This is a genomic window from Xanthomonas sp. NCPPB 3761, assembly GCF_041475705.2.
Classification (GTDB): domain Bacteria; phylum Pseudomonadota; class Gammaproteobacteria; order Xanthomonadales; family Xanthomonadaceae; genus Xanthomonas; species Xanthomonas phaseoli.
This window is the reverse complement of record NZ_CM191262.1, coordinates 2,428,140-2,454,563: the sequence shown is the minus strand read 5'-3', so window position 1 is coordinate 2,454,563 and position 26,424 is coordinate 2,428,140. Positions and strand designations below refer to the sequence as shown.

Sequence of the window (26,424 nt, the reverse complement as noted above, 5' to 3'; positions counted from 1 at the left end):
GACTCCGAAGGCCGGGGTCGATTCTTCGGAGTGTTCCAGAGTGGACTCAGGCGTCATTGCAAGCATGCTGCAGCACCCGCTGACCTCGGCGGTGGTGTTGTTGGATGCGCATGGCCAGCCTCTGGCGGCCAACCGCGTTGCGCAATCCCTCGGATTGCCGGCAACCCTTGGCGCATACGCCGATGTGTTGGAAAGCAGCCGTGCCCAGCTGGCCGAGAGCGGGGGCATGGCGCCCTGCGTCTTGCCGGGCACCGGCGGCGGCCGGCTGGAAGGCTGGCTGCGTGCGGTCTGCGACGAGCACGGCCAGATCATGGCATTCACCCTGAGCATTCCCGAACCCAAGGGTGCCGATGGCACCAGTCGCTGGGAGATCGGCCTGGACAGCGCCGATCACGGTTTGTGGGATTGGGATATTCCGGCCGATGTGGTGTATCGCTCCGAGCGCTGGACACGCATGCTCGGGTATTCCGAGCAGCCGCTGCCGAACAATCTCACTGCCTTGTCCGGACTGATTCATCCGGAAGACCACGCGCATGTCAGCGCGGCGGTGCAGGCGCATCTGGAAGGCCGCACCGACACCTATGTGGCCGAATTTCGGCTACGCCAGCACGACGGCCAGTGGCGCTGGATCTTGGATCGTGGTCGCGTGGTCTCGCGCACTGCCGACGGACGTCCGTTGCGCATGGTCGGCACGCATACCGACGTGCACCATCACAAATTGCTCGAGCAGCAGCTGCGCGATCAGCAGGCACAGCTCGAAGAAGCCCAGCGCATCGCCAGCATGGGAAGCTGGAGCTGGGATTCGCATCACGATGCGCTGTGGGTGTCGCAGGATTTCCTGCAACAACTCGGCATGACCCAGGTTCGTCTGCAAGGCATCCGCGACATCCTGCGCCTGCTGGCCGGGCCTTCGGTTGCGCAGCTACGCAGCGCCTGGCGCAAGATCAAGCACGAAGGCATGCCGGTGCATTTCGAACTGGAAATCAACGGCCTGCTCGGCGCCAACCCGCATCATCTACGCGTGTGGGCACAGCCGGTGTTCGATGGCGACGGCAGCATGGTGCGCGTGCTCGGCCAGCTGCAGAACGTCACCGAACAACGCCAGACCGACGCGCTGATCCGTTGGCGCACCGAGCTGCTCAACCGCGTGTCCGCGTTGGGCAAGATCGGCGGCTGCGAGATCGAGGTCGACACCCGGCGCATGCAATGGACCGAGGAGTGTTATCGCATCCACGGCCTGCGCAAGGAAACCATCACCCTGGAGCAGGCGCTGTCGCTGTACACCCAGGATTCGCGCGACGCTTTCGAGGCGGCGCTGCTGCGTATCTCCGATGGCGGCCTGCCCGAGCAGCTGGAGCTGTGTTTCTATCGCAACTCCGGCCAGCGTGTCTGGGTGCAGGTGCTGATCGAGCTGGATCGTCGCGAGGGCTTGCCGCCGCGGTTTGTTGCCTTGTTCCGCGATATCACCCGCGAGCGCGAAGCCAACGAGCGCATCGAGCTGCTTGCCCACTACGACCGTCTGACCGGTTTGCCGAACCGCTTCTTGTTGCGCGAGCAGGCAGAAAACGCCATTCGCGAAGCGAACGAGCGCGGCCAGACATTGGCAATGCTGTTGATCGATCTGGATGGCTTCAAGAGCATCAACGATTCGTTCGGCCACGCCACCGGCGACAACCTGCTTAAGCTGGCCTCCTCGCGCCTGCATCAACATCTGCGCAATAGCGACCTGTTCGGTCGCTTCAGCGACGACGAATTCATCGTGCTGCTGCGCGATATGTCCGAGCCCGAAGATGCCGGCCACGTGGCGCGTAAATTGATTGCCGCGCTCGGCGAGCCGCTGCGCAAGGAGCATGTCACCCTCAAGCTCGGCGCCAGCATCGGCATCGCGCTGCAGGGCGAAGGGCTATCGGATTTCGACAGCCTGCTGCGCGCCGCCGATGCGGCGATGTATGCAGCCAAGGAATCCGGGCGCAATACGTACCATTACTACAGCCAGGACGTGCTGCTGCGGGCGCAGCGCCGCCTGGAGCTGGAGCATGCGCTGCAAGGCGCGCTCGAGCGCGAAGAATTTACGCTGGTCTACCAGCCGCTGGTCAACACCGTGGACGATGCATCGCCGGCCATCGAAGCGCTGATGCGCTGGAATCGCCCTGGCCACGGCCCCTGCAGCCCGGTCGAATTCATCCCGATCGCCGAAGAATGCGGCGAGATCGTGCGTCTGGGCGAATGGGTCATCGGCGAAGCGTGTCGTCAGGCCGTGGTTTGGGATCGAGCCGGGCTGCATTTCAGCCGCGTTGCGGTGAATGTGTCTGCGGTGCAATTGCGTGAACGCGGCTTTGCCGAGCGCGTGCTGGAAATCTGCCGCGACAATGGCTGGCCGCCTTCGCGCCTGGAGCTGGAGCTGACCGAATCTGCCTTGATTCGCGACTCCGATTCGCTGCGCCGCTGCTTCGAATTGTTCGAACAGAACGGCGTACTGCTGGCGGTGGACGACTTCGGCACCGGGTTCTCGAACCTGCATTACCTCAATCGCTTCCCGGTGCAGCGCCTGAAGATCGACCGCAGCTTCGTGCAAGGCATGCTCGACGACGCCAATACGGCCGAAGTCACCCAGGCCATCGTCCATTTGGGCCACGCCCTGGGCATGCAGGTAGTCGCAGAAGGCGTGGAAACCGTGCAGGAAGATGCACTGCTGCGCCAGCAGGGTTGCGACGAAATCCAGGGCTACTTCTACTCCCGCCCGCTCTCGCCGCGCGACATGGCGCAGTGGTTGCGCGAAGCCGACGCCGGCATGCGGTTGGGCGCGCGTCTGGTCATTGCCAACTGACCCAGTGTGCGGCATTGCGTGGGTTTAAGCTGCAGCAGCCGTCTTACGAGTAGCCGGTGTGTATTGCCCACTGGCTTGAAGACATCAGAGATGGCAGGCCGTCGCGGCGTTCGAACGCCGCTGATCACTTGTTAGGTCGGGCATGCCGCGCCTCGCCAGCCACAGGGCAACCTGTGAGGGCGTCCACACAGACGTTGTGGCGGCATCAACGACGCTCAAGCTGACGTAAGCTGCAAGACCACCACAACGTCCCAGCGTCGAAGTTGGCGCGATGCCTCACTGCTCGCAGGACAAGCTGCGGGTCCATCGATTGAAGTTCGATGGCGACCTCCATGCCGGTCCAACGCTTCCGCACTCGGGGAGGACATCGCACCCGGGACTTGCCTGGTTGGCAAGTGAAGAGCACAGATTGATGCACTCGCAGATCGCGCAGCGACCATCTCGATGGTCATTGCCCGCCCGCCATTGCAGGAACTCGAACGGAATGGATGCCGTGCAAGCTCTTCAGGCTGTAGTTGCATCTGTCCTGCGATGAGGCGCGCGCAAGGATCCCGCAGCCAGGCGACACATCAGCATCGCCGCAACTGACGGGTCGATTTCCACTGCTGAAATGACTTGGGGTGCTCAGGCGACAAGGACGTAGTTGGGTTTGCCCGGCAATAGAGCGTGAGGGAGTTGCGCCGCCACGTAGCGGACGCGCGATTGCCTCGCACAGGCTTCCGATAGGCGTAGCGACCCAAGGCGCACGTTCGGTCACAAGAATGGCTGAGCAGACGGGCAGGGGAGAGCTCACCCTGATGCTGCGCGCGAACAGTACCGCGTACGCAGAGTATTGCGAGTCGGCACGGGGTGATGCGGAAGCACCCTGGCGGCAATGCATGTGCAAAAAACGTCGATCTCGGGCAGTGGAAACAACCAGCGGAGCGCCTGCCGAGGCACGCCCCGCTGTACGGCGCTGGGCTTACCGCGCCGATCCGCTGACCGCGGCACCATCCAGGCCCAGATCCCAGGCCACCGTGGCGAACAACAGCTCTTCTTCGCTGCATACACGGCGCGGGTTGATCAGGGCCAGCAGCTCCGCGCGTGCGCTGTTTTCCAGCCGTTCCAGCGCGGCAGGCATGCGGACACGCCGCAGTGCAGGCCTGGCTGCATCGCTTTGCGCGATGCGCTCGGCGTGTGCGGCTGCCAGCGCAGCGGCCTGCAGTGCGGCGGTAGGGGCATCGATGCTCGGGGCAACAAGTGTCATGGGCGAAACACCAGGTCGTGACGGAACGACAAATCCCCGGAGGGCCGGGGAATGTCGGAATCAGCAGCTGCGTGGCGACATCGGTCTTAGAACAACTCGACCGTGCCGGCACCCATGCCTTGCTGCGCCACCGGCTTGTGCGGCGGGCGTTCCCACTCCACGCGCATGTCGCGCAGGCGGTTGGACACCTTGGCCAGCGCGGCGACCAGGTCGCTGTCGTACACGCCGCCATTGCGATGCAGCAGTTCCTGCAGCGCCACCGCTTCGCGGTTGATCGCGGTCAGGCGATCCAGGTGGGTGTGGATGCCGCTCAGCGTCTGCGTGGCGATGTCCTCGAACTGCAGGGCACGCACCGCTTCGGCCACGCTGCCATCGATCGAGCGTGCGCACTCGGAGATTTCGCGCATGCCATCGCCCAACGAGGCGTTGATCTGGGCGACGTTCTCCAGCATGGCGGCCGATTCGTGGCGCGCCTCGCGGGAGCGGTCCATATGGCGCGAGGCCAGCTGCGAGACCGTTTCACGCACCTTCGCGATCGATTCCTTGGAGCTGTGCGCCAGCTTGCGGATCTGCTCGTTGAAGGTGGTGGAGCGCTCGGACAGGTTGCGCACCTCGTCGGCGACCACCGCGAAGCCGCGACCGGCTTCACCGGCACGTGCTGCTTCGATGGCGGCGTTCAAGGCCAGCAGGTTGGTCTGGTCGGCGATCGACTTGACGTCTTCCAGCAGCGCGAAGATGCCGTCCAGGTGCTGCGCCATCTCATCGATGTGATGGACGGTGTTGGTGCTTTGACCGCTCACCTGTTCCAGCGCTTCCACCAACTGCTCCATGCGGGAGCTGGCATGCTGGGCGAAGCGGGCGACGTCGACGCCGGCGCTGCCATCGTCACCGGCGCGGTCGACGATGCGGGCCAGTGCCTGGCTTTGCTGACGCGATTTGCGGTTCATCGCTTCGAAGCTGCCACCCAGGCCGGACACGGCCTGGCGGATCAGTTCGCGGGCACGCTCGACTTCCGAGCGCGATCCGTCGACTTCGTTGCTGACAAACGTGCGCAGTTCGTTGAGCAGTTGATCCTGCTCGCGCAGGATGCGGGCCTGGTCCGGATTAGGCCGGAACTGGGAATACGTCACCCAGGCAGCGAAACCCAACCAACTGAGGGTCATGGTCGCCAGGATCGCCCAGCGCACCGAAGCGGGCCAGTCGAATCCGACAGCGAAAGGAAACAGCAAGGTCAGAGCCAAAGGGGCGGCTAGACGGATGAGTGGACGTGAATACATGGGCGTTCTCGGCAGAGTCACGGTTGCTGTATCGGCACTGCCCCCGTTGTCTTTAGCGACGATCGCTACATCGCCTGGCCCGTTCAACCGCCGTTGACGCGCCTCAGCGGCCGCTAGCGCGCAGATGTAGGCGGTTTTCCGCGCCCGTTAGCGCAACGCGCGGTCCACCGCTTCGATCATTGCGCGTTTGGCGAACAGGAAATCCCACAGGCTGCCGCCCATCTGCCGCCACAGCACCGCCGAGCGCACTGCCGCCAGCAACAGCGCGCGGATCTCCGCGACCACACCCGCCTGGCCCAGGTAGTGCGGGTTGCCTTGCACCATGACCTTGGGCCGCAGGTGGCTGATGGTCTGCGCGTACAGCCCGCCGAGCGCGCTCAACACATCGGGGTGGCTGCTGTCGCCCAGTTGCTGGGCCTGGCGCGCTGCCGCGTCGATTCCGCTGGCGACAGTGGCGACGGTGCTGGCATCGCGTACGAACCGACGCTCCAGCTGCAGCACGGCCAGTGCCAGGCGCGGCAGCACTTCGTCCTGGCCCTGGTTGCGGAAGTAGTTATGCAACAGGCGCAGGCCAGGTGCCAGCGCCGCTGCCGAGCCGTACACGGCCTCCGGCGAGGCAGCGTCCACACGGAACACGCTGTCCATGGCGGTGCGTACCGTCGCCGCTTCCGAATGCCCGGTCTCGGCGATCCGCCGCACTTGTTGCAGGGCCTGAGCAACCCCGGCAAGCGCCAGCACACGGTGATCCATGGAAACACTCATCAAGCCACTACCTCAGAGGAAAAAGAAGATCCCGCCAACTGGCGTTCCAGCGGTGCGTCGGTCGCCGCGATGACCGCGCCGCCCAGGCATTCCTGCCCGTCGTACAGCACCAGCGACTGCCCCGGCGTCACCGCCCGTTGCGGCCGTTCGAAGCGCACCTGCACGCTGCCATCGTCCTGCACATCCACCGTGCAGGGCTCGTCGGGCTGACGGTAGCGCGTCTGCGCAGTGCAGTTGAACCGGCGCGCCGGCGGCGCCCCGGTCACCCAGTGGGCTTGTTCGGACCGGAGCCAGCGCGATTGCAGCAGCGGGCTGTCGCGGTCCTGGTCCACATACAGCACATTGCTGGCCACATCCTTGCCAACCACGTACCACGGCGCGGCCGCCCGCCCGCGCACGCCGCCGATATTCAGCCCCTCGCGCTGGCCCAGGGTGAAGTAGAACACCCCCGGATGCTCGGCGATGCGCTGCCCCTGCGGATCGCGGATCTCGCCGGTGCGCGCCGGCAGATAGCGGCCCAGGAACTCGCGAAAATCGCGCTCGCCGATGAAACAGATGCCGGTGGAATCCTTCTTGGCATGGGTCGGCAAGCCGGCATCCTGGGCAATACGGCGCAACCTGCTTTTTTCCAGATCGCCGATCGGGAACAGGGTCGCTGCCAACTGCGTCTGCCCCAGCTGATGCAGGAAATAGCTCTGGTCCTTGCCGCGGTCGGCGCCACGCAGCAGCCGCCATCGCCCACCGCGATGCGCCACCTGCGCGTAGTGGCCGGTGGCGATGCGCTCGGCACCCAGCGCCTGTGCCGCATCCAGAAAATGCTTGAACTTCACTTCGCGATTGCACAACACGTCGGGGTTGGGCGTGCGTCCGGCCGCATACTCGGCCAGGAAATGCTCGAACACGCCGCTCCAGTATTCGCCGGAGAAGTCGCGAAAATGAAACGGGATGCCCAGCACGCCACACACCGCCACCGCATCGCGACGGTCGTCTTCGGCGCGGCAATCGCCGCTGCCGTCATCGGCCCAGTTCTGCATGAACAGCCCGGCGATTGGTTCGCCTTGCTGCGCCAGCTTCCACGCCGCCACGGACGAATCCACGCCGCCTGACACCCCCACCACAATGCGCGGCGTACTCATGCGATGTGCCGCACCAGGGAGAGTGGATGGCGCTGCCCGGCCAGGTAATCGGCGACCACCTCCCACACCAGCGGGCTGCGCAGGCGCCCGGTGGAGGCGCGCAGTTCGTCCGGGGTCATCCACAACGCGCGCACCACGCCGGTGTCCAGACTGCGTTCGGGGTGATGGGTCAGCGCATCGGCAACGAACGCAAAGCGCAAGAAGCACTGCCCGTTGGCCGCAACCCATTGGTAGGTCCCGATGAACTGGGTCAGGCGCACGTCCCAGCCAGTCTCCTCCAGGGTCTCGCGCACGGCGGCATCCTGCAGGCTTTCGTTCGGCTCCAGATGCCCGGCAGGCTGGTTCAGCAGCAAGCGGCCGCCGATGGCTTCTTCCACCTGCAACAAGCGTCCATCGCGCACCACGACTATGGCCACTGTCACATCGGGATGCCAGCGTTGCTCTGGTGTACTCATCGAATCTGCTCCAGCGCGGTAGGCCACCAGTGCGCCGCTCGTGCGACGTAACCGGCACTGCGGTACCACCCCGACACGACTGCGCCGTCGTGAACGGTGCGCATCAGGGCATCTGCGGTCGACGACGGCGCCAGCAACTGCGCGGTCATGGGGTCGGTCATCAAGGGCCAGCCAAGGAATTGGAGACAAATTGTGCGGGCCACAGCGTAAATCGTCCAATGCGCGCAAGGTTGAACCGTATAATGGCCGGATGCCTCGGAATACCTCACACGAACACGACCACGGCCTGATGGTCGAAGCCGGCAAGCCGGAAGTGGCGCCACCGCCGCGCTACCAGGTGCTGTTGCTGAACGACGACTACACCCCGATGGACTTCGTGGTGACCGTCCTGGAGCAGTTTTTCAACCTGAATCTGGAGCAGGCCACCCAGATCATGTTGCACGTTCACACCCGCGGGCGTGGCGTGTGCGGGGTCTACAGCCGTGAGGTCGCCGAGTCGAAAGTGGCCCAGGTCAACGAGTTTTCGCGCATGAACCAGCACCCGCTGCTGTGCACGATGGAACAGGCCTGAGGCGCCCGCTAGATCATTCCAGGAGCGCAACAGTGTGGCTGCGATCACGTGCTAACGCTGTCTGAACATGCCTATCCGATAGGGTTGTGGAAAATCCCAACAAAAGCCGCATATTGTTGGCAACAGCCGTTCGGAGTTACCAATGTTCAGCAAAGACCTAGAGCAAACCATCGGCCAGTGCTACAAGCGAGCACGCGAGGCGCGTCATGAGTTCATGACCGTCGAGCACCTGCTGCTCTCGCTGCTGGACAATCCTTCCGCCCAGGCCGTGCTCAAGGCCTGCGGGGCAGACCAGGTGCGCCTGCACAACGACCTGGAACAGGCAATCGAAGCCTCGGTCTCGCGCCTGGCCGAAGACGACGGGCGCGACACGCAGCCCACCCTGGGATTCCAGCGCGTGTTGCAGCGCGCGGTCTACCACGTCCAGTCCTCGGGCAAGAAGGAAGTCACCGGCGCCAACGTGCTGGTCGCGATCTTCGGCGAGAAGGACTCGCACGCGGTGTACTTCCTGAACCAACAGGACATCACCCGCCTCGATATCGTCAATTATCTCTCGCACGGCATCGCCAAGCTGGGCGAGGACGGCGAGCAGCCGTCCGCTCCGGATGGCGAGTCCAAGAGTGAGGGCGGGGAGGGCGAGGCCAAGGGCGACGCCCTGGCCGAGTTCGCCACCAATCTCAACGATCAGGCACGCAACGGGAAGATCGACCCGCTGGTCGGCCGTAGCGACGAGATCGAGCGCACCATCCAGGTCCTGTGCCGCCGGCGCAAGAACAACCCGCTGTACGTAGGCGAGGCTGGTGTGGGCAAGACCGCGATTGCCGAGGGCCTGGCCAAGCGCATCGTCGACAACGACGTGCCGGAAGTGCTGGCCGATGCGGTGATCTACTCGCTGGATCTGGGCGCGCTGGTGGCCGGCACCAAATACCGCGGCGATTTCGAAAAGCGTCTCAAGGGCGTGCTGGCCGCGTTGAAGAAGGTGCCCAATGCGGTGCTGTTCATCGACGAGATCCACACCATCATCGGTGCCGGCTCGGCGTCTGGCGGCACCATGGACGCTTCCAACCTGATCAAGCCCGCGCTGTCGTCGGGGGAGCTGCGCTGCATCGGCTCGACCACGTTTCAAGAATATCGCGGCATTTTCGAGAAGGATCGTGCGCTGGCGCGTCGGTTCCAGAAGATCGATATCGTCGAGCCGACCGTGGGCGAGACGTTCGAGATCCTGCAGGGCCTCAAGCCCAAGTACGAGGCGCATCACGGCGTGACCTACGCCGACGACGCGCTGCAGGCGGCCGTCGACCTGTCGGTGAAACATATCGGCGACCGCTTGCTGCCGGACAAGGCGATCGATGTGATCGACGAGGCCGGTGCGCGGCAGCGCCTGCTGCCGGAAGGCAAGCGCAAGGAACTGATCGATATCGAAGAAATCGAAACCATCGTCGCCAAGATGGCGCGGATTCCGGCCAAGCAAGTCAGCGCGACCGACAAGGATGTGCTGCAGCACCTGGAGCGCAACCTGAAGATGGTGATCTTCGGGCAGAATCCGGCGATCGAAACCCTGGCTGGCTCGATCAAGCTGGCCCGCTCGGGTTTGGCCAATCCGGAAAAGCCGATCGGCAACTTCCTGTTCGCCGGCCCCACCGGTGTCGGCAAGACCGAAGTCACCAAGCAGCTCGCGCTGCAGCTGGGCATCGAGCTGGTGCGTTTCGATATGTCCGAGTACATGGAAGCACATTCGATCAGCCGTCTCATCGGTGCGCCCCCGGGCTATGTCGGGTTCGATCAGGGCGGCTTGCTGACCGAGAAGATCGTCAAGACACCGCACTGCGTGCTGCTGCTGGACGAGGTGGAGAAGGCGCATCCGGACATCTTCAACATCCTGTTGCAGGTCATGGACCGCGGCATCCTGACCGACACCAACGGGCGCGAGGCCAACTTCAAGAACGTGATCCTGGTGATGACGACCAATGCCGGCGCCACCCAGGCGTCACGCCGGTCGATCGGCTTCACCAAGCAGGATCATTCCACCGATGCGATGGAGTCGATCCGTCGCGGTTTCACGCCCGAGTTCCGCAACCGCCTGGATGCGATCGTGCAGTTCCAGCCGCTGGCGTTCGACCACATCCTGCGGGTGGTGGACAAGTTCATCATAGAGCTGGAAATGCTGTTGCAGGAAAAGCACGTCTCCCTGTCGGCGACCCCGACCGCGCGCGACTGGCTGGCTCAGCACGGCTTCGATCCGCTGATGGGTGCGCGGCCGATGTCGCGGGTGATCCAGGAGAAGATCAAGCGCCCGCTCGCCGACGAACTGCTGTTCGGCAAGTTGGTGGACGGTGGCCGGGTCAACATCGACGTCAAGGACGGCGAACTGGTGGTCGAGGCGCATCCGGAACCGGAGCGTCTGCTGCCCGCGACTGTGGATTGATCGCCTTTAAGGTGTTTGGCAGGTAACGAAAAGCCGCTCGAAAGAGCGGCTTTTTTGCGTCTTCAGCGCGTATTGCAATCACGCGCCCTGACGATGGCCCGCCTGGCGGGAATGCCTGATGGTCGAGGCGGCAGTGATGCGTTCCTACGCTGCAGGCACGTTGCCGAGCAGCCGGTGCGGAGCGGGGCAGTGCCTCTCGGTTGGCGCCTTTTACCGTGCGCTCAAATTGCAGGCACGACAAAAAGCGGCCAATGGCCGCCTCGCGTCTGGCGTACCAGGACCGCTTACTTCATGCGGTAGGTAATACGACCCTTGGTCAGGTCGTAGGGAGTCATCTCAACTTTGACTCGGTCGCCGGTCAGGATGCGGATGTAGTTCTTGCGCATACGTCCGGAGATGTGGGCGATGATTTCATGCCCGTTCTCCAGCTTGACCCGGAACGTGGTGTTGGGAAGCGTCTCGCTGACGCTGCCTTCGAATTCAATGGAGTCGTCTTTCGACATGTAATCCTGTGCAATCACGGCTGGCCCGGCAGGGCCGTAAGGGGCGGCATTTTACGCGCCATCTCCCCGCGGTGCAAATTTTATGTTAAGCGGGTCTCACGCAGGTCGCTGGCAGCGTGCTCGCCGTAACGTCGAGACCAGCTACCCGGCGGTTCCGCCTGGGCAACCTGGCGTTGCACCTCGTGCAAAAAGTCAGTGCGCGGCCAGCGTTCGGCGCCCAGGCTCAGCAGGTGCGGATTTTCCACCTGCGCATCGATCAGTGGCCACCCTCGGCCATGCAGATTGGCGGCCAAGGCGGCCAGTGCCACCTTGGAGCCGCCGCTTTCCCCGCTGAACATGCTTTCGCCAAAAAACATCCGGCCAATCGCGACGCCGTAGATCCCCCCAACCAGGCGCGCGCCGTCGAACACCTCGATCGAATGCGCGTGGCCTAGACGGTGCAGGGCGATATAGGCCTGCTGCATTTCCGCGCTGATCCAGGTGCCGTCCTGGCCAGGACGCGGACTCGCGGCACAGGCGGCGATCACCTGCTCGAAGGCGGTATCGGCGCGAACCGTCCAGGTGCTTGCGCGAAGCTGGCGCTTGAAGCGGGACGACAGGCGCACGCCGTCAGTACGAAAGACCATGCGCGGATCCGGGCTCCACCACAGGATCGGTTGACCGTCCGAGTACCACGGGAAAATGCCATGCGCGTACGCGTTGAGCAGGCGTTGGGGCGACAGGTCGCCGCCGATGGCGAGCAGGCCGTCTGGGTCGCGCAGGGCCTGACCTGGTGCCGGAAACGGCGCCGCCGGAGCGGCATCGAGCAGAAAGGGGAGGTGGCGCGCCATCTATGCAGTGTAGGGCAGCTGGCAAACCGATGGCGTGGACCACGATGCGTGCTGTGCCCCATGGTGCGTCTGCGAGCGCTGCCCGGAATTAGCGCGACCAGATGCAGGCTCCGGTTCCTGCGCACAGTTCGCGTCCACCTGACGACTGCTCATGACATTTGTCGGCCGATCCAGCCTGCGTGCTGCTGGCGGGATGCGCCGCGCAGCAGGAACTACCCCGCAGCGCTGCGCATTCAATCCGCCTCGCTCATGCGCCCTGACTGGATCAACCGCGAAACGGGCTGTGCTCGGACAGTTCCCGTGCGTGCCCAGCGACTGCCTCGCGCTCGTCCGCACACCACTGTGCCAGCGGCTCGCGAAAGCCCGGGTCGGCGATCCAGTGCCTGCTGCGCACCAGGGTGGGCAGAAAGCCGCGCGCGATCTTGTGCTGGCCTTGGGCACCAGGCTCGAAGCGGGTCAGGCCTTCGCGCAGGCAATATTCGATGCCCTGGTAGTAGCAGGTCTCGAAATGCAGTCCGGGCAGGGCTTCACCGCCCCAGTAGCGGCCGTACAAGGTGTCGTGGCCGCGCAGGCAGAGTGCCCCGGCAATGGGATGGCCATCGAGGTCGGCCAGGAACATCACCAGCTGGCGCGGCATGGCCGTGGCCAGGTGCTGCAGGAACTGCGGCGTCAGCGCAGGCGAATTTCCGTATTCGTTGAAGGTCTTGAGATAGAAGCCATACATCGCGGCCAGATCCGCATCGCTGGCCTCATCGCCGTGCACCACGCGCAGTTGCACGCCGGCACGCTGCACCTTGGCGCGTTCCTGGCGAATGTTCTTGCGGTGCTTGTGATCCATCGCCGCTAGGAACGTCTCGAAATCGCTCCAGCCGCTGGCGTTGTGCCAGTGGTACTGCAGGTCGTTGCGCTCCAGCCAGTCGGCATCGAAGGCGGCGTCTTCATTGGCGGGATAAAAGTTCACATGCGCCGACGACAGTCCGCTGCGCTCCACCAGCTCGCGCATCGCCTTCAGCAGGTGGCCGCGCCACGTGGGCGCACCAAGCAGGCGCGGGCCGGTGACGGGCGAGTAGGGCACCCCGCACAGCCACTTGGGGAAGTATTCCTGACCATAGCGCGCGTATGCATGCGCCCAGGCGTGGTCGAACACGAACTCGCCGTGCGAGTTGTTCTTGAGGTAGCCGGGAGCCGCGGCCACCAGGGAGTCGCCTTCCCACAAGGTCAGGTGCAGCGGGTTCCAGCCCCAGTCCGGGCGCAGGCAGCCCTCGCGTTCAAGGCCTTGCAGAAATGCATAGCTGATAAAGGGATGGGTGCCATCGTGCAGCGCATCCCAGGCGCCGGCTGGCAGCTCGTCCAGCTGACGACACCAGCGTGCGGTCATACCCACGCGGGGAGCCCTTTGGCGATGCTGGCCGCGTGGCGCGGCCGGCAATCAGGCGCCATCTCAGGCGCTCTTGTCGAGATAACGCTCTGCATCCAGCGCGGCCATGCAGCCGAAGCCGGCCGAGGTGATGGCCTGCCGGTAATGCTGGTCGGCCACGTCGCCGGCGGCGAACACGCCGGCCACCGACGTTTCGGTCGCTGCACCGTTCAGCCCGGAACGGATCTCCAGGTAGCCGTTGTTCATTGCCAGCTGGCCATCGAACAACTGCGTGTTGGGGTGATGGCCGATCGCCACGAAGAAACCATGCGCATCGATGTCGCGGGTGCTGCCGTCGATAGTGGACTTGACCCGCACGCCGGTCACGCCGGCATCGTTGCCCAGCACTTCGTCCACCGCATGGTGCCAGACGGTCTCGATCTTGCCGGCGGCCACCTTGGCGAACAGCTTGTCCTGCATGATCTTTTCTGCGCGCAGCGTATCGCGGCGATGCACCAGGTAGACCTTGCGGGCGATGTTGGACAGGTACAGCGCCTCTTCGACCGCGGTGTTGCCGCCGCCGACGACGACCACGTCCTGGTCCTTGTAGAAGAAGCCGTCGCAAGTGGCGCAGGCGGAAACGCCGCGGCCCTTGAAGGCTTCTTCGGTGGGGATGCCCAGGTACTTGGCGGTCGCGCCGGTGGCGATGATGAGTGCGTCGCAGGTGTACTCGGCGCCATCACCGATCAGCCGGAACGGGCGCTGCGACAGGTCTGCCGTGTGGATGTGGTCGAAGATGACCTCGGTCTCGAAGCGCTCGGCGTGCGCCTGCATGCGGCTCATCAGGTCCGGACCCATCAGGCCATGGGGGTCGCCCGGCCAGTTGTCCACTTCGGTCGTGGTCATCAGCTGGCCGCCTTGTTGCAGCCCGGTGATCACCACCGGCTTGAGATTGGCGCGGGCGGCGTAGACCGCGGCGGTCCAGCCGGCCGGGCCGGAGCCCAGGATCAACAGGCGGGAGTGCTTGGCGGGGCTGGCAGAAGAGGCGCTCATGTATACTCGCGATCTAGGAATTGGGAGGGCAGGCGAAGTCATTCGCGCCCCCGTGGCGGCATAGAGTGGCGGTCCCCACCCGGTGAATCAAGGCGGCGCGATGGAACTGCTTGAACCGCAGATGGCATGCTCCGCTCAAACCACGTGCTCGACGCCGCCTTGTGCGGCGTTTTTCGTTACGCGGCGCCTGGCTGGATGGTCAGGGCGCATGCAACTGCTGAAACCGTGGCTTCAGTCGTTTATTATCAAACACTAACAGCATTTTTCTAAGGTCTGGCTACAGGTGGCAAAGCAGGTTCCCGAACGCAGCAGCAAGCCCGCAGAGGGCAAATCGTCGTCGCGCAAGACGGCGGCGGCGGACAATCCGCGGCGGCAGAAGCTCTGGCGCGATCTGGCCTTGATCGCGGTGGCGCCGTTGCTGCTGTATCTGCTGGCCAGCCTGTTCACTTACTCGGCGACCGATCCGGGTTGGTCGCGCACCGGCAATCTGGTTGCGCCGATCCATAACATGGGCGGCCGATTCGGCGCCCTGGCGGCCGACGTGTTGCTGCAGCTGTTCGGGTATGTGGCCTTCCTGCTGCCGGTGCTGTTGGGGGCGGTGGCCTGGATCGCCTTGATCGGCGAACGCGAAGAGCAAACCCAAAGCGATCTGGGGCCGGCGCTGCGCCTGGTCGGCATGGTGGGGTTCCTGATTTCCTCGACCGGCTTCCTGCATCTGCGCCTGTTCCAGGGCGAGGTGGCCGAGGCCGGCGGCATCCTGGGCAAGTTGGTCGCCGGCTCGCTCAGCTCCGGCTTCGGTGCCTTGGGCGCAAACCTGTTCGTGCTGGTGCTGCTGTTGGTGTCGATCACCCTGGCGACCGGTTTGTCGTGGTTTGCGGTGATGGAGCGCATCGGCAAGTGGGTGCTGGCGCTGGGGCCGCTGATGCAGCGCAAGACCCACCAGGCCACCGAGTGGCAGCAGACCCGGGTGATGCGCGAAGAGCGCGAGGAAGTGCGCAAGGTCGATGCGGTCAAGCAGGCCAAGCGCGAGCCGGTGAAGATCGAGCCGCCGCCGGCGCCGGTGGTGGAAAAAAGCGAGCGCGCCAAACGCGACACCCAGATTCCGATGTTCCAGGGCGTCAGCACCGATGGCTCGGACCTGCCGCCGCTGGCGCTGCTGGACGACCCCAAGCCGCAGACCAAGGGCTATTCGGAAGAGACGCTGGAAACGCTGTCGCGGCAGATCGAGTTCAAGCTCAAGGATTTCCGCATCGAAGCCCAGGTGGTCGGGGCCTATCCGGGCCCGGTGATCACCCGCTTCGAGATCGAGCCGGCGCCGGGCATCAAGGTCAGCCAGATCAGTTCGCTGGACAAGGACATCGCGCGCGGGCTGTCGGTCAAGTCGGTGCGCGTGGTGGACGTGATCCCGGGCAAGTCGGTGATCGGCCTGGAAATTCCCAACGTCAGCCGGGAGATGATCTTCCTCTCCGAATTGCTGCGCTCCAAGGAATACGACAAGTCGGCCAGTCCGCTGACGCTTGCGCTGGGCAAGGACATTGCCGGCCGGCCGACCGTGGCCGACCTGGCGCGTATGCCGCACTTGCTGGTGGCCGGTACCACCGGCTCGGGCAAGTCGGTGGCGGTCAATGCAATGGTGCTGAGCCTGCTGTTCAAGGCCTCGCACAAGGAACTGCGGATGCTGATGATCGACCCGAAGATGCTCGAACTGAGCGTCTACCAGGGCATCCCGCACCTGCTGGCGCCAGTGGTCACCGACATGAAGGAGGCGGCCAACGGCCTGCGTTGGTGCGTGGCCGAGATGGAGCGCCGCTACAAGCTGATGAGCGCGGTGGGCGTGCGCAACCTGGCCGGCTTCAACAAGAAGGTCAAGGACGCCATCGACGCCGGTCAGCCGATGATGGACCCGCTGTTCAAGCCGAACCCGGAACTGGGCGAAGCGCCGCGGCCGCTGGAGACGCTGCCGTTCATCGTCATCTTCATCGACGAATTCGCCGACATGATGATGATCGTCGGCAAGAAGGTCGAAGAGCTCATCGCGCGCCTGGCGCAGAAGGCGCGTGCAGCCGGCATCCACTTGATCCTGGCCACGCAGCGGCCGTCGGTGGACGTGATCACCGGCCTGATCAAGGCCAATATCCCGACCCGCGTGGCGTTCCAGGTCAGCTCCAAGATCGACTCGCGCACCATCCTGGACCAGTCCGGTGCCGAAGCGTTGTTGGGCAATGGCGACATGCTGTACCTGCCGCCGGGCACCGCATTGCCGGACCGCGTACACGGGGCTTTCGTCAGCGACGAGGAAGTGCATCGCGTGGTCGAGCATCTCAAGGCCAGCGGGCCGGTGTCCTATGTCGAAGGCGTGCTGGACGAAGTGCAGACCATGGGCGATGGCACCGTGGTCGGTGCCACCGGCCTGCCGGAAAGCAGTGGCGGTGGCGGCGACGAATCGGACCCGTTGTACGACGAGGCCTTGCGCATCGTCACCGAGACCCGGCGTGCCTCGATTTCCGGCGTACAGCGGCGTCTGAAGATCGGCTACAACCGCGCCGCGCGCCTGATCGAGGCGATGGAAGCGGCCGGCGTGGTCAGCCCGCCCGAGCACAATGGCGACCGTACCGTGCTGGCACCGCCGCCGCCGAAGTAGGCGCCGGCGATGTCGTGGCGCGTTTCAGGTGCAGCTCCCGATCGAGCGCCTGCAGCAATGCCGCATTGTTGGAAGCCCGTGCCTGCCATTGCCGGGCACAACGGCTACCCTGTGGGTAAGGGCCGCTCCGGCCCGCCGTGATCGAGACCCATGTTGCATCGTCCCTCGTTAGTGCTCCTGTTGCTGCTCTGTCTTCCATTGCTTGCCCAGGCACAGCAACGTCCTGCACCCGCTGCCAGTGCTGCAACACGCACGCAGGCCGACACCAATTACAGTTTTGTGCGCTACCGCGCCGACTACGAGGTGCGTGCCGACGCCAGCAGCATGGAAACCGACGAGTACGAGATCCTGCTCAAGACCAAGTCGGCCGTGGAGCAGTTCAGCCAGGTGAGGCTGAGCTATAGCGAGAAGATGGAAACGCTCGATGTGCTGCAGGCGTATACCGTCACGGCCGAAGGGCTGCGCCAGGACGTGGCGGCCGACAAGATCTATACCCAGGAAAGCTATTCCAGCGCCTCGGCAGCGATGTATGCCGACCGCAAGGTGAAAGTGGTGGTGTTCCCGAATCTGGCGCCGGGCGCGCGCATCGTGTACCGCGTGCGGCGGGCACAGAACACGCCATATTTCCCCGGTTACTTCAGCCTGTGGGAGACCTTCAGTGTCTTCGCGCAGTACGACGATGCCGTGATCACGTTGGTCGCGCCGAAGGGGCTGCCGATGCATCTTTCCGCACGCGGGCTGCAGGGCAGCACCAAGCCGGTGGTGCGCGGTGACCAGGCACGCTGGGAGTGGCGCTACCAGCGCACCGCGCCGATGAAGAACCAGAACTGGAGCGCGGCGACCTGGGAGTTCAGTCCCACCTTGATGGCCAGCACCTTCGATAGCTGGTCGCAGATGGGCCTGGCGTATCACGTCAAGGGCGGGCGCGCTGCGGCGGTGACGCCGGCAATCCAGGCGCTGGCCGATGAAGTCACGCGCGGTATCGATGCCCCGCGCGCGCAGGCTGCCGCGCTGTATGCGTGGGTGGCGCGCAATATCCGCTATGTGGCGGTGTATCTGGGCAATGGCGGGCTGGAACCCAACAGCGCCGAGAGCATCCTGGCCAACCATTACGGCGATTGCAAAGACCACACCGTGATCCTGGAGGCCCTGCTTGCAGCCAAGGGGATCGCCAGCACCCCGGTGCTGATCGGGGCGGAGGGCGGACCGACCTTGCCGCAGATCCCGGTACTGGGCCGCTTCAACCACGCCATCACCTACATTCCCGCATTCGATCTGTACGTGGACTCGACCAACCCCTACGCGCGCTTCGGCCAGCTGCCGGCAGGCGATCTCGGCGCGCCGGTGGTGCATACGCGCGATGGCAAGGTGACGCAGACGCCGCCGAACGACCGCAAGGTCAATCGCTATGTCGCGCTCACCGAATACCGCTTCACGCCGCAGGGCGACCTGCAGGGCACCACCACGCTCGACAGCGGGCAGACCGGCGAAGTGGGCTTGCGCGCGATGTTCGTGCAGCTCAATGCGCAAAATCGCAACCGGATCGAAGAGTCGATCCTTGCCCAGTCCGGTTTCGACGGCACCGGCGATCTGCTGATCCAGGGCGACCCGCTGGATCTGGATGCACCGTTCAACTACCGCTACACCTTCCAGGCCAAGGATGCGGTGGATTTCTCGGTGGTCGGCGGCATGACCTTGCCGGATATGCCAGGTGCCGAATCGACGCGCGCCATCTACACCACCACCTCGGCCGAAAACAATCTGACCCCGTTCTACTGCAACGACAGCGTGCGCGAGGAAACCTACGTGGTGAGCTTTCCCGAGACGGTGCCGATCATCGCCATTCCGCGCAGCAGCACCTTTCGCAATGCCGCCGGCCAATACGCGGTTGAGTGGACACGGCAGGGGCAGACGGTGACCGCCGTGCATCGCCTGCAGCGTGCCGCCGTGCGCGGGCCACAGGCGTTGTGCCAGCCGCAGGATTACCGTGCCTTTCGCGAGCTCTACCAACAGGTGCGGCGCGGGTTTCGCGGACAGATCGTCTATGGCGATCTGTCCAGGGTGCAGACGGCGCAGTGAGGCGAAGTGCCGCGCACATGCCGCCATCTGAACACGTCGTGCGATAGCGCTCGCCCATTCATCTATGAAGTATCAGAATCCACGCATGTCCTTCTGGAAGACCGCGATGCATCGCCAGCTCCGTTACGCCGTCCTTGCCACAGCTCTGTTCGCCAGCACCGCGTTTGCTGGTGCGCGCCAGGAGCTGGATACCTTCACGCGCGGATTGAAGGGTCTGGATGGGCAGTTCAACCAACGGGTGACCGACGCCAATGGCCGGGTCAAGGAAACCTCGAGCGGGCGGGTCGCACTGGCAACGCCGCGCCAGTTCCGTTGGGAATATGCCAAGCCCTATAAGCAGCTGATCGTGGCCGACGGCAAGAAGGTCTGGGTGTTCGACCCCGATCTGGAGCAGGTCACCGTGCGCGCACAGGGCAGCGAAGAGCAGAACAGCCCGCTGGTCGCATTGATCGACCCGGCGCTTCTGGACAAGAAGTACGACGTCAGCGAAGAAGCCACGCCACGCGACGGCCTGCAATGGTTGTCGCTGACGCCCAAGGTGGACACCGACGCCAGCTTCCAGATCGCCTCGCTGGGGTTCGGCAAGGATGGCCTGGCCCGGATGGAAGTGGTGGACGCGGTCGGCCAGCGCACTGCGATCAGCTTTAGCGGCTGGAAGCGCAATCCGGCGTTTGCCGCAGACACCTTCCGCTATACGCCAGCCAAGGGCGTGGATGTGGTGGGCGACGCGCAGTAGAAGCGTCTGCGGGCGCGCGCGATGAAGGCAAGGGCGAAGCGTGGTGCAGCGAGCGGCTGTGCCTGCGAGGGCGCGGCAGCGGTCGTGACCTGAGCGATGCACCCGCACAAGCGCGATGCCGGCGCGCTACGGGACTGGCTCGTACGGGATCCATTGACCAACCGTCCGCATCGCCTCCGCTGCCTGGTTGGTCTGGCGTTTGATGAAGAAATCGATGCCTCGCTCGCGCTGGCGTTTGCCTTTTTCGCGCAGGATCAGAATGGTCGGTTCCCAGATGCTTGGGTGGCTGATCAGCGCATCGAAGGCGCGATCGGCTTCCGCCGCTTGCGCGTCGCATCCGGCGATGCGCAATAGCTGGGCCTGCGCGCGCAATGCGTCCAGGCGCGGTGCAGCCTCTGCCTGCAACACCCAGTCCACGATCAGCGAGGCGAACTTGTTGTCTTGCATGTGGTGGCGGACCCGGTCGATGAAGTCCTGCAACTGGCGCTCGGCCACCATGTAGAGCCGCTGGTCGTCGACCTTGCCCTGCAGTTTGGAGATTCCGTAGTGGGTCCATAACTGCCAGTTGCGCTTCACTTCGCGTTCGAAAGAGGCGAAGTTGAAGAATTCGAAGCCACGATCCGTGCGCACAGGATCGATTTCGTTGTTGAACATCCACAAGGTGGAGAACGTATTGCTGCCGGCCGAGCGCAGTTCCCTGCTGTAGCCGAGCTCCAGGGTGGCCAGGGACAGCCGTGCCACTGGCGTGGGCGGCGCATTGCCGGTGCTTGGGTGCGTCCACTGCTGGGCGACGACACTGGCCGATGCGCGCCCTGCGATCTCTACCCTGGATTGCGCGCTTGAGTCCTTCAGCACCATCGTCATGTAGCCTTCGATCGGCGTTTGCGAACGGGAGGTTTCCCGCCGCGCTTTCACGCCGAGCGATGCCCCCAGGGTGGCGCGACGCGGTCGGCCGTCCATGTTTCCCACGCGCACGCCGGCTGCGACGCTGAGGCTGGATTCGGTGGCCGAAGCCTGGCGCTCAGCATGGCCGATCAAGCCAACGGTGATGCTGGGGTGGTGCGCCAGCAGCTCCCCCAGAAAGTCGCGCTCGCTCAACTGACCCGCATCGCCGCCGGATTGCTCGGCCAGTTGCAGCAAGTGTTCGAACATGGCGAGGAATTGCGCGCGCTGTTCCAGCTCCTGGCCCTTGCCCCGCCGTGGTACGCGGATTTGCACGCCATGCTCGATACCCGATTCCTTTTTCATGCGCCACTCGGCTGCGCCTGTGATGCCCACCGGTGCATGTTCGGTGCCCGGCAGCAGCACGCCCGCGCTCATGCCGGTAGTAGCGTTGAACTGCCGCGCCTTTTGCCGCCCGATCTGCAGCGACAGCCCGGTTCGCCCCATGTAGATCTCCACCGAGCGATCGGAACTGGTCTGGCCGCCGGCGGCGAGTTTCAGTCCCAGGCCGCTGGGAATGATCGCAAGCGCGGCCGACAGCGGCGCCGTATTGAGCCCGATCACCCGTTGTTCGGTGAGACGCAGCTTGTCGCGCCATTCCAGCCGTTCCATCAGGTTGCGTAGGCATTCGAACAGCGCACGCGGCGATCTGGCGCGGGAGGTGTCGCCCTCGTGCAGAAGACGACTGGCATGACCAATGGCCTGGTGAAAGTGGTTGCGCGCGTCCGACGCCAGGTCTTCAGCCAAGGGCGCTGCCCCCACCGGCAGCTCGCTCGGCTGTCCGGCGTGGTCGAGCAGTCCACGTTGGATCAGACGCAGCGTTTCCGGCAGACGCAGGCGGCCCGCGCGCACAGCACCCCAGGCGGACGCGATCGCCGGATGGCACGCCGCCGGCTGTAGATCGTCGGTCGCGCTCACCGAGGCCGCCACCGAGCGCTGAAGTTCCTGGGCACGCCGTTCGATCGTGCCCAGCACCTTGGCAGTGAAGGTCAGGTCGGCCGCGTTCTGCTCGTGTGGGAGCCATTGCGCGTATTCCAACAGCGCCTGCATCGCCAACTCCTCCTGCGACGGCATTCGCCCGCCCGCCAGCTGGATCTGGCGGCGCGCGACGAGCCAGCTGGTCAGGTGGCCGGCCGCCTCGCGAAAAGCGTCGTTGGCACGTCGCACGGCGGTGGGAAGCGCTTCTGAGGCGCCGACCTTCATTCCCAGCTCAAGTGCGTTGAAGGGATTGAGGGCGCGCTTTCCGCGCCTTCCGCTGCCTGCTACCGCCCACTGCGCAAACATCTGCAGGCATGCGTTGACGCGCGCATAGGGTGAGCCTGCCGCGGTGGTTTCGTAGCCATTGCGGAATGCGTGGAACGCGCTGCGCTGGGCATCGGTTGCAGACTGCAGGCCCTGCAGCGGCGAATCTCCGTGCACGGCGTGGCGCGCTCCCATTTGCGCATCGCCCAGCCAGGTGCGTTGCGCCTGTTCTGCGTCCGGCGTCAGTGCAAGCCGGTGGCTGGCACGCAGATGGACCTGTGCCGCCTCCAGCCATTCCCTGGAAGGGGGCGTGGGTTCTTCGCACAGCATGTGCGAAAGAACCTGCATGCCGCGCGGAACGCTGGCCAATAGGCCGACGCAGGCCGTGACCATCTCCATCGGCGGGACCGCCTCGGCAGCGATGGAGACCTGTGGCGGCGGAATCAGCGCACGCAAGTGCACCACGCTCAGGCGTTGCAGCACGTCGGCCGCTGCCGTGGCATCGCCCCCGCTGGCGATCGCCAAGACGTGCAGGGCAATGCGCAACGTGTCGACCGGCTGCAAGGCGTCGCTTCCGAACGCAGCGCTGCGGCCATGCAGGCCGTCAGCCCAGGCGCGCAGAACCTGTCGGCTCACGGGGTCGATGGTGTCCTCGCGAAAGCCGGGTAGGGCGTCGAGCAGGGCCTCCATTGTGTCGGCGGCGATATCGGCAGCGACGGGCCGGGCCTCATCGGCCGGCGGCTGTGCGGCTGCCTGTTGCACCAAGCGTTGCATGTCGTCGTTCGCAGCTTCCAGCGTGCTGACCGTCTGTTCGTGCTGCCACAACTCCTTGGTGTTGATCCGCGACGAATGCCGCGCCTGCTGCAGTTTTGCGTCGACCTGGGCGAGGCGCTGCTGTAGGCGCTGCGCATGCCGCTGGCAACGCTTGGCATGCTGGCGTTGCAGGGTCAGCATGTTCGCGTTGCGCCCCAGTCGTGTGCGCAGTGCCTCCATTTCTCGCTTCCGCTCTGCAGCAAGGTGCGAGCCGAGCGTGCGAGATGCCGGCTTGTTGGCAGAGCTACTTGCTTGATCTGACTGCAACGCATCGCGTGCTTGCGCATACGCGCTTTGCAATCGATCGATCTCCGCGTTGGCTTCCGCAAGTGCTTGCTCTGCGTGTGCTGCCTGTGCCGAGCCACGGCCGAAAAAGACCGTTTTTGCCAGCGCATCGCCGCGCGCGCGCGCCTGTTGCACTGCATGTTCGAGCTGGGTGCAGACGCGCTGCAGCTGTGCGCGATCGATGTCCTGCGGCGCGTTGGCCGAGGATGAGACCGCGTGCGCTGCGACAGCGCGCGACGGCTGATCGCCCGGTGGCGCGTTCAATGCCGCGCGTGCGCCGAGGATGTCCGACTCAAGATCGTGGATCGCGGCAGCCACTGCTTCAGTCTGCACATTGCATCCATGCAGCTGTTGCAATAGGTCGGCACGTTCGCGCGTCAGCGCGTTGATGCTGTCGCTGAGGTTGGCGGCGCGACGGGCCCTCAGGGCCAACTGCTCGCGTGCAGCCTGTAGCGTTTGTGCATGCGCGTAGGTCAGTTCGTCCTGGCGACGCCGGCAGATGCGTGCGGCCAGGTCGTCGTTGGATTGCTCCAGGCGGGCGATCAGCGCGTCATTGAGATGCTCGGTGGCATTGGGCAGCAGCGCGGAGGCTCGCAGGTCACGGGCGACGTTGGCGTTGCGATCCGCTGGGCCGGCTGGTGTGTCCCGCTCGTACTGCACCGAGCAATAGCGCAGCAGGGCCGTATGTGGTTCTGGCGAACCGCTACTGAGCCCCAATCGCTCTGCAGCCTTCCTGCAGGCGCGTGGGAGAGCGTGTCTGCGTTTGGGAGCGGCTTTCAATCCGGGTTCGAGGTTGCTTGGCTGTCTTGCTTGCTCAAGCAGCGTCGCGGACCAACCCAGCGGGTCTTGCTGTGCCTGGATCAGTTCCGCCTCGAACGCGCGTGGGTCCGGAGTCGCCAGTTTGTTGTGCGTCTGCCGCTGCGCAGAAGGCTTGGAGGGATGCGAGATGGTCTCGGCCATCCCTGGAAGGCAGGCGGCGATGACGGAGGGGCGAAGCGGAATGCGGGGCATGGTGGAATCCGTGCACTGGACGTGCCGCTTGCGCTGGCGCAGCGCGTGGCCGATACGGGATGCCGGCAAGCGATTGCGGTCACTCGTTACTGAGTAACACTATGTCGCTGCGCAGTTTATGCATTGCACGCGCGCGAAGTGGTCGCTTGGAAAGAGAACGTCGTTGTCTCTGCCAGCGCTGGCCGGACACTGCGTTTTGGAACGTCATCAGGCGCAGGCGGTAGAATGAAGGGGTGAGCAAAGCCAAACGTCCCGACTCGATCACACCCGATCTGCTGCATGTCGATCGCAGCGCCATGGGGCCCCTGGCAGAGCGGATGCGGCCGCGCACGCTTGACGAGATGGTGGGGCAGAAGCGCTTGCTGGCTCCCGACAGCGCCTTGCGGCGCGCGGTCGAATCCGGGCGCGTGCACTCGATGATCCTGTGGGGCCCGCCAGGATGCGGCAAGACCACATTGGCCTTGTTGCTGGCGCACTACGCAGACGCCGAATTCAAGGCGATCTCGGCCGTGCTGTCCGGCCTGCCGGACGTGCGGCAGGTGCTGGCAGAGGCGGCGCAGCGTTTTGCCGGTGGCCGCCGCACCGTGTTGTTCGTCGATGAGGTGCATCGCTTCAACAAGGCGCAGCAGGATGCGTTCTTGCCGCATATCGAACGCGGCACGATTCTGTTCGTCGGTGCGACCACTGAAAATCCATCCTTCGAGTTGAACTCAGCGTTGTTGTCGCGCTGCCGCGTGCATGTGCTGGAAGGCGTGTCGCCGCAGGACATCGTCGCGGCCTTGCAGCGTGCCTTGCGCGATGCCGAGCGCGGCTTGGGGACCGAGACGATCCAGGTCAGCGAAGCATCGCTGCTGGAAATCGCCAGCGCCGCCGACGGCGATGTGCGTCGGGCCCTGACGCTGTTGGAAATTGCTGCGGAACTGGCGGCAGGCGAGGGTGGCGAAATTACGCCGCAGACGTTGCTTCAGGTGCTGGCCGACCGTACGCGCCGCTTCGACAAGAACGGCGAGCAGTTCTACGACCAGATTTCGGCGCTGCATAAGTCCGTGCGCAGCTCCAACCCGGATGCAGCGCTGTACTGGCTGACGCGCATGCTCGATGGCGGGTGCGACCCGGCGTATCTGGCGCGTCGGTTGACCCGCATGGCAATCGAAGACATCGGCCTGGCCGATCCGCGCGCGCAGAGCATGGCGCTGGAAGCCTGGGACATCTACGAGCGCCTTGGCAGTCCGGAAGGCGAATTGGCATTCGCACAGCTGGTGCTGTACCTGGCCAGCACTGCCAAATCCAACGCCGGCTATGCTGCCTTCAATCAGGCCAAGGCCGAAGTGCGCGCCACCGGCACGCAGGAGGTGCCGCTGCATCTGCGCAACGCACCGACCAAGCTGATGAAGACGCTTGGCTACGGCCAGGATTACCAGTACGACCATGATGCCGAGGGCGGCATTGCGCTGGATCAGACCGGCTTCCCGGATGCGATGGGCGAGCGCGTCTACTACAACCCGGTGCCGCGCGGGATGGAGATCAAGCTGAAGGAAAAGCTCGATCGGCTGCGCGAGGCGCGCGCACAGGCAAGGGCTGACAAGGCCGGCAAGCCCACGGCATAATCGGCCGCACAGGAGATGGCATTCCTCCTCGAACCGCACGCACCCTGCGCGCTGATGATGCCTGCCCACCCCGCCGGGGCGGCAGGTCTGTGCCCCGGCATCGCTCTTGACTCTGGAAGGATGACGCCGATGCCGCACACTTTTTTTTCGAAGCCACGTTCTGGTCGCGGGGTGCGCGTATGAACGCACCGGTGTGGTGGCAGCAGCTGTTGCTGGCGATGACCGGTGGCGCACTGGGGTCGGGCTTGCGTTTTGCGATCGGTGCCTCGTTGATCCAGCGCTTTGGTACCGGCTTCCCGTGGGGAACGCTGACGGTGAACCTGCTCGGGTCGTTCGTGGCCGGCGTGTTGCTGGTCTGGCTGGATGCACGCGGGCCCTCGAGCTGGCCGCTGCGGGCCTTGTTGATCGTTGGCGTGATCGGTGGGCTGACCACGTTTTCGTCGCTGATGATGGAGTGCCTGGTGTTTGCGCGCAGCGACCGCTCGACCATGATCGGCATCTACCTGGCGGTGACGCTGGTGGCTGGGCTGGCATTGGTGTTTGCCGGTGCGCGCGCCGGACAGTGGCTGGTTGCTCGATAGGCTGCGGCCCGTGTCCTGGTGGCGGTAGCGCAAGGTCGGCAGATG

At 64.7% G+C, this 26,424-nt stretch carries 19 protein-coding genes and 1 riboswitch; of the genes, 8 read left to right on the top strand and 11 right to left on the bottom strand.

Going from position 1 to position 26,424, the window contains the following annotated elements:
* Positions 1-40: 40 nt before the first annotated feature.
* Entirely contained in the window at positions 41-2,827 is a 2,787-nt protein-coding gene (locus ACCQ00_RS10780; protein WP_017154641.1) for a sensor domain-containing protein, read from the top strand.
* Between the two features lie 961 nt (positions 2,828-3,788).
* Here ACCQ00_RS10780 and ACCQ00_RS10775 read toward each other — a convergent pair.
* The 6 genes from ACCQ00_RS10775 to ACCQ00_RS10750 form a co-directional block, all read right to left on the bottom strand.
* Positions 3,789-4,073, bottom strand: a complete 285-nt coding sequence (locus tag ACCQ00_RS10775; RefSeq protein ID WP_039569866.1) for a hypothetical protein — start codon at positions 4,071-4,073, stop codon at positions 3,789-3,791.
* An 86-nt stretch (positions 4,074-4,159) separates the two neighbouring features.
* Positions 4,160-5,437 (bottom strand): methyl-accepting chemotaxis protein, encoded by a 1,278-nt coding sequence (locus ACCQ00_RS10770; protein ID WP_014090132.1) that lies wholly within the window; start codon positions 5,435-5,437, stop codon positions 4,160-4,162.
* A gap of 60 nt (positions 5,438-5,497) precedes the next feature.
* Positions 5,498-6,112 carry a high frequency lysogenization protein HflD gene (hflD, locus tag ACCQ00_RS10765; protein ID WP_017158324.1) on the bottom strand — a complete coding sequence of 205 codons (615 nt, stop codon included), beginning with the start codon at positions 6,110-6,112 and terminating at the stop codon, positions 5,498-5,500.
* On the bottom strand, positions 6,112-7,248 hold the full coding sequence (gene mnmA, locus ACCQ00_RS10760; protein ID WP_039569865.1) for a tRNA 2-thiouridine(34) synthase MnmA: 1,137 nt from the start codon (positions 7,246-7,248) through the stop codon (positions 6,112-6,114). Before mnmA ends, hflD begins: the two co-directional genes overlap by 1 nt.
* Entirely contained in the window at positions 7,245-7,703 is a 459-nt protein-coding gene (locus ACCQ00_RS10755) for an NUDIX hydrolase (RefSeq protein WP_039569862.1), read from the bottom strand. The genes mnmA and ACCQ00_RS10755 overlap by 4 nt, the downstream gene beginning before the upstream one ends.
* Positions 7,700-7,852 (bottom strand): hypothetical protein, encoded by a 153-nt coding sequence (locus ACCQ00_RS10750; protein WP_162292270.1) that lies wholly within the window; start codon positions 7,850-7,852, stop codon positions 7,700-7,702. Before ACCQ00_RS10750 ends, ACCQ00_RS10755 begins: the two co-directional genes overlap by 4 nt.
* Before the next feature lie 101 nt (positions 7,853-7,953).
* Between ACCQ00_RS10750 and clpS the strand changes: the two genes are divergently transcribed.
* Positions 7,954-8,274 (top strand): ATP-dependent Clp protease adapter ClpS, encoded by a 321-nt coding sequence (gene clpS, locus ACCQ00_RS10745; protein ID WP_017158321.1) that lies wholly within the window; start codon positions 7,954-7,956, stop codon positions 8,272-8,274.
* A gap of 142 nt (positions 8,275-8,416) precedes the next feature.
* Positions 8,417-10,699, top strand: coding sequence for an ATP-dependent Clp protease ATP-binding subunit ClpA (clpA, locus tag ACCQ00_RS10740; protein WP_039569859.1), 2,283 nt, complete (start codon positions 8,417-8,419; stop codon positions 10,697-10,699).
* 284 nt (positions 10,700-10,983) lie between these two features.
* Here clpA and infA read toward each other — a convergent pair whose 3' ends face one another.
* From infA to trxB, 4 genes are all read right to left on the bottom strand, one after another.
* Entirely contained in the window at positions 10,984-11,202 is a 219-nt protein-coding gene (gene infA, locus ACCQ00_RS10735; protein WP_002813418.1) for a translation initiation factor IF-1, read from the bottom strand.
* 80 nt (positions 11,203-11,282) lie between these two features.
* On the bottom strand, positions 11,283-12,032 hold the full coding sequence (aat, locus tag ACCQ00_RS10730; protein WP_039569857.1) for a leucyl/phenylalanyl-tRNA--protein transferase: 750 nt from the start codon (positions 12,030-12,032) through the stop codon (positions 11,283-11,285).
* Positions 12,033-12,297: 265 nt separating this feature from the next.
* A complete protein-coding gene (locus ACCQ00_RS10725; protein ID WP_039588113.1) occupies positions 12,298-13,416 on the bottom strand; it encodes a GNAT family N-acetyltransferase in 1,119 nt (372 codons plus the stop codon).
* Between the two features lie 57 nt (positions 13,417-13,473).
* A complete protein-coding gene (trxB, locus tag ACCQ00_RS10720) occupies positions 13,474-14,442 on the bottom strand; it encodes a thioredoxin-disulfide reductase (protein ID WP_039569853.1) in 969 nt (322 codons plus the stop codon).
* A gap of 283 nt (positions 14,443-14,725) precedes the next feature.
* Between trxB and ACCQ00_RS10715 the strand changes: the two genes are divergently transcribed.
* The 3 genes from ACCQ00_RS10715 to lolA all read left to right on the top strand — a co-directional run bounded on the left by ACCQ00_RS10715 (position 14,726) and on the right by lolA (position 19,898).
* Complete coding sequence (locus ACCQ00_RS10715; RefSeq protein ID WP_017158316.1) at positions 14,726-17,083, top strand: DNA translocase FtsK; 2,358 nt, start codon at positions 14,726-14,728, stop codon at positions 17,081-17,083.
* A 150-nt stretch (positions 17,084-17,233) separates the two neighbouring features.
* The gene (locus ACCQ00_RS10710; protein ID WP_039569848.1) at positions 17,234-19,162 is read left to right on the top strand and encodes a DUF3857 domain-containing transglutaminase family protein; all 1,929 of its coding nucleotides are present in this window, start codon (positions 17,234-17,236) and stop codon (positions 19,160-19,162) included.
* A gap of 64 nt (positions 19,163-19,226) precedes the next feature.
* The gene (lolA, locus tag ACCQ00_RS10705) at positions 19,227-19,898 is read left to right on the top strand and encodes an outer membrane lipoprotein periplasmic chaperone LolA (RefSeq protein WP_039569846.1); all 672 of its coding nucleotides are present in this window, start codon (positions 19,227-19,229) and stop codon (positions 19,896-19,898) included.
* 126 nt (positions 19,899-20,024) lie between these two features.
* Here the strand turns inward: lolA and xopZ are convergent, their stop codons facing one another.
* Positions 20,025-24,260, bottom strand: a complete 4,236-nt coding sequence (gene xopZ, locus ACCQ00_RS10700; protein WP_039569845.1) for a XopZ family type III secretion system effector — start codon at positions 24,258-24,260, stop codon at positions 20,025-20,027.
* Between the two features lie 164 nt (positions 24,261-24,424).
* Here xopZ and ACCQ00_RS10695 point away from each other — a divergent pair, with 164 nt between their 5' ends.
* Both ACCQ00_RS10695 and crcB read left to right on the top strand, forming a co-directional pair.
* A complete protein-coding gene (locus ACCQ00_RS10695; RefSeq protein WP_039569843.1) occupies positions 24,425-25,798 on the top strand; it encodes a replication-associated recombination protein A in 1,374 nt (457 codons plus the stop codon).
* A 2-nt stretch (positions 25,799-25,800) separates the two neighbouring features.
* A riboswitch (Fluoride riboswitch) is annotated at positions 25,801-25,869 on the top strand.
* Positions 25,870-25,977: 108 nt separating this feature from the next.
* Complete coding sequence (gene crcB, locus ACCQ00_RS10690) at positions 25,978-26,379, top strand: fluoride efflux transporter CrcB (RefSeq protein ID WP_039569841.1); 402 nt, start codon at positions 25,978-25,980, stop codon at positions 26,377-26,379.
* Positions 26,380-26,424: the final 45 nt, after the last annotated feature.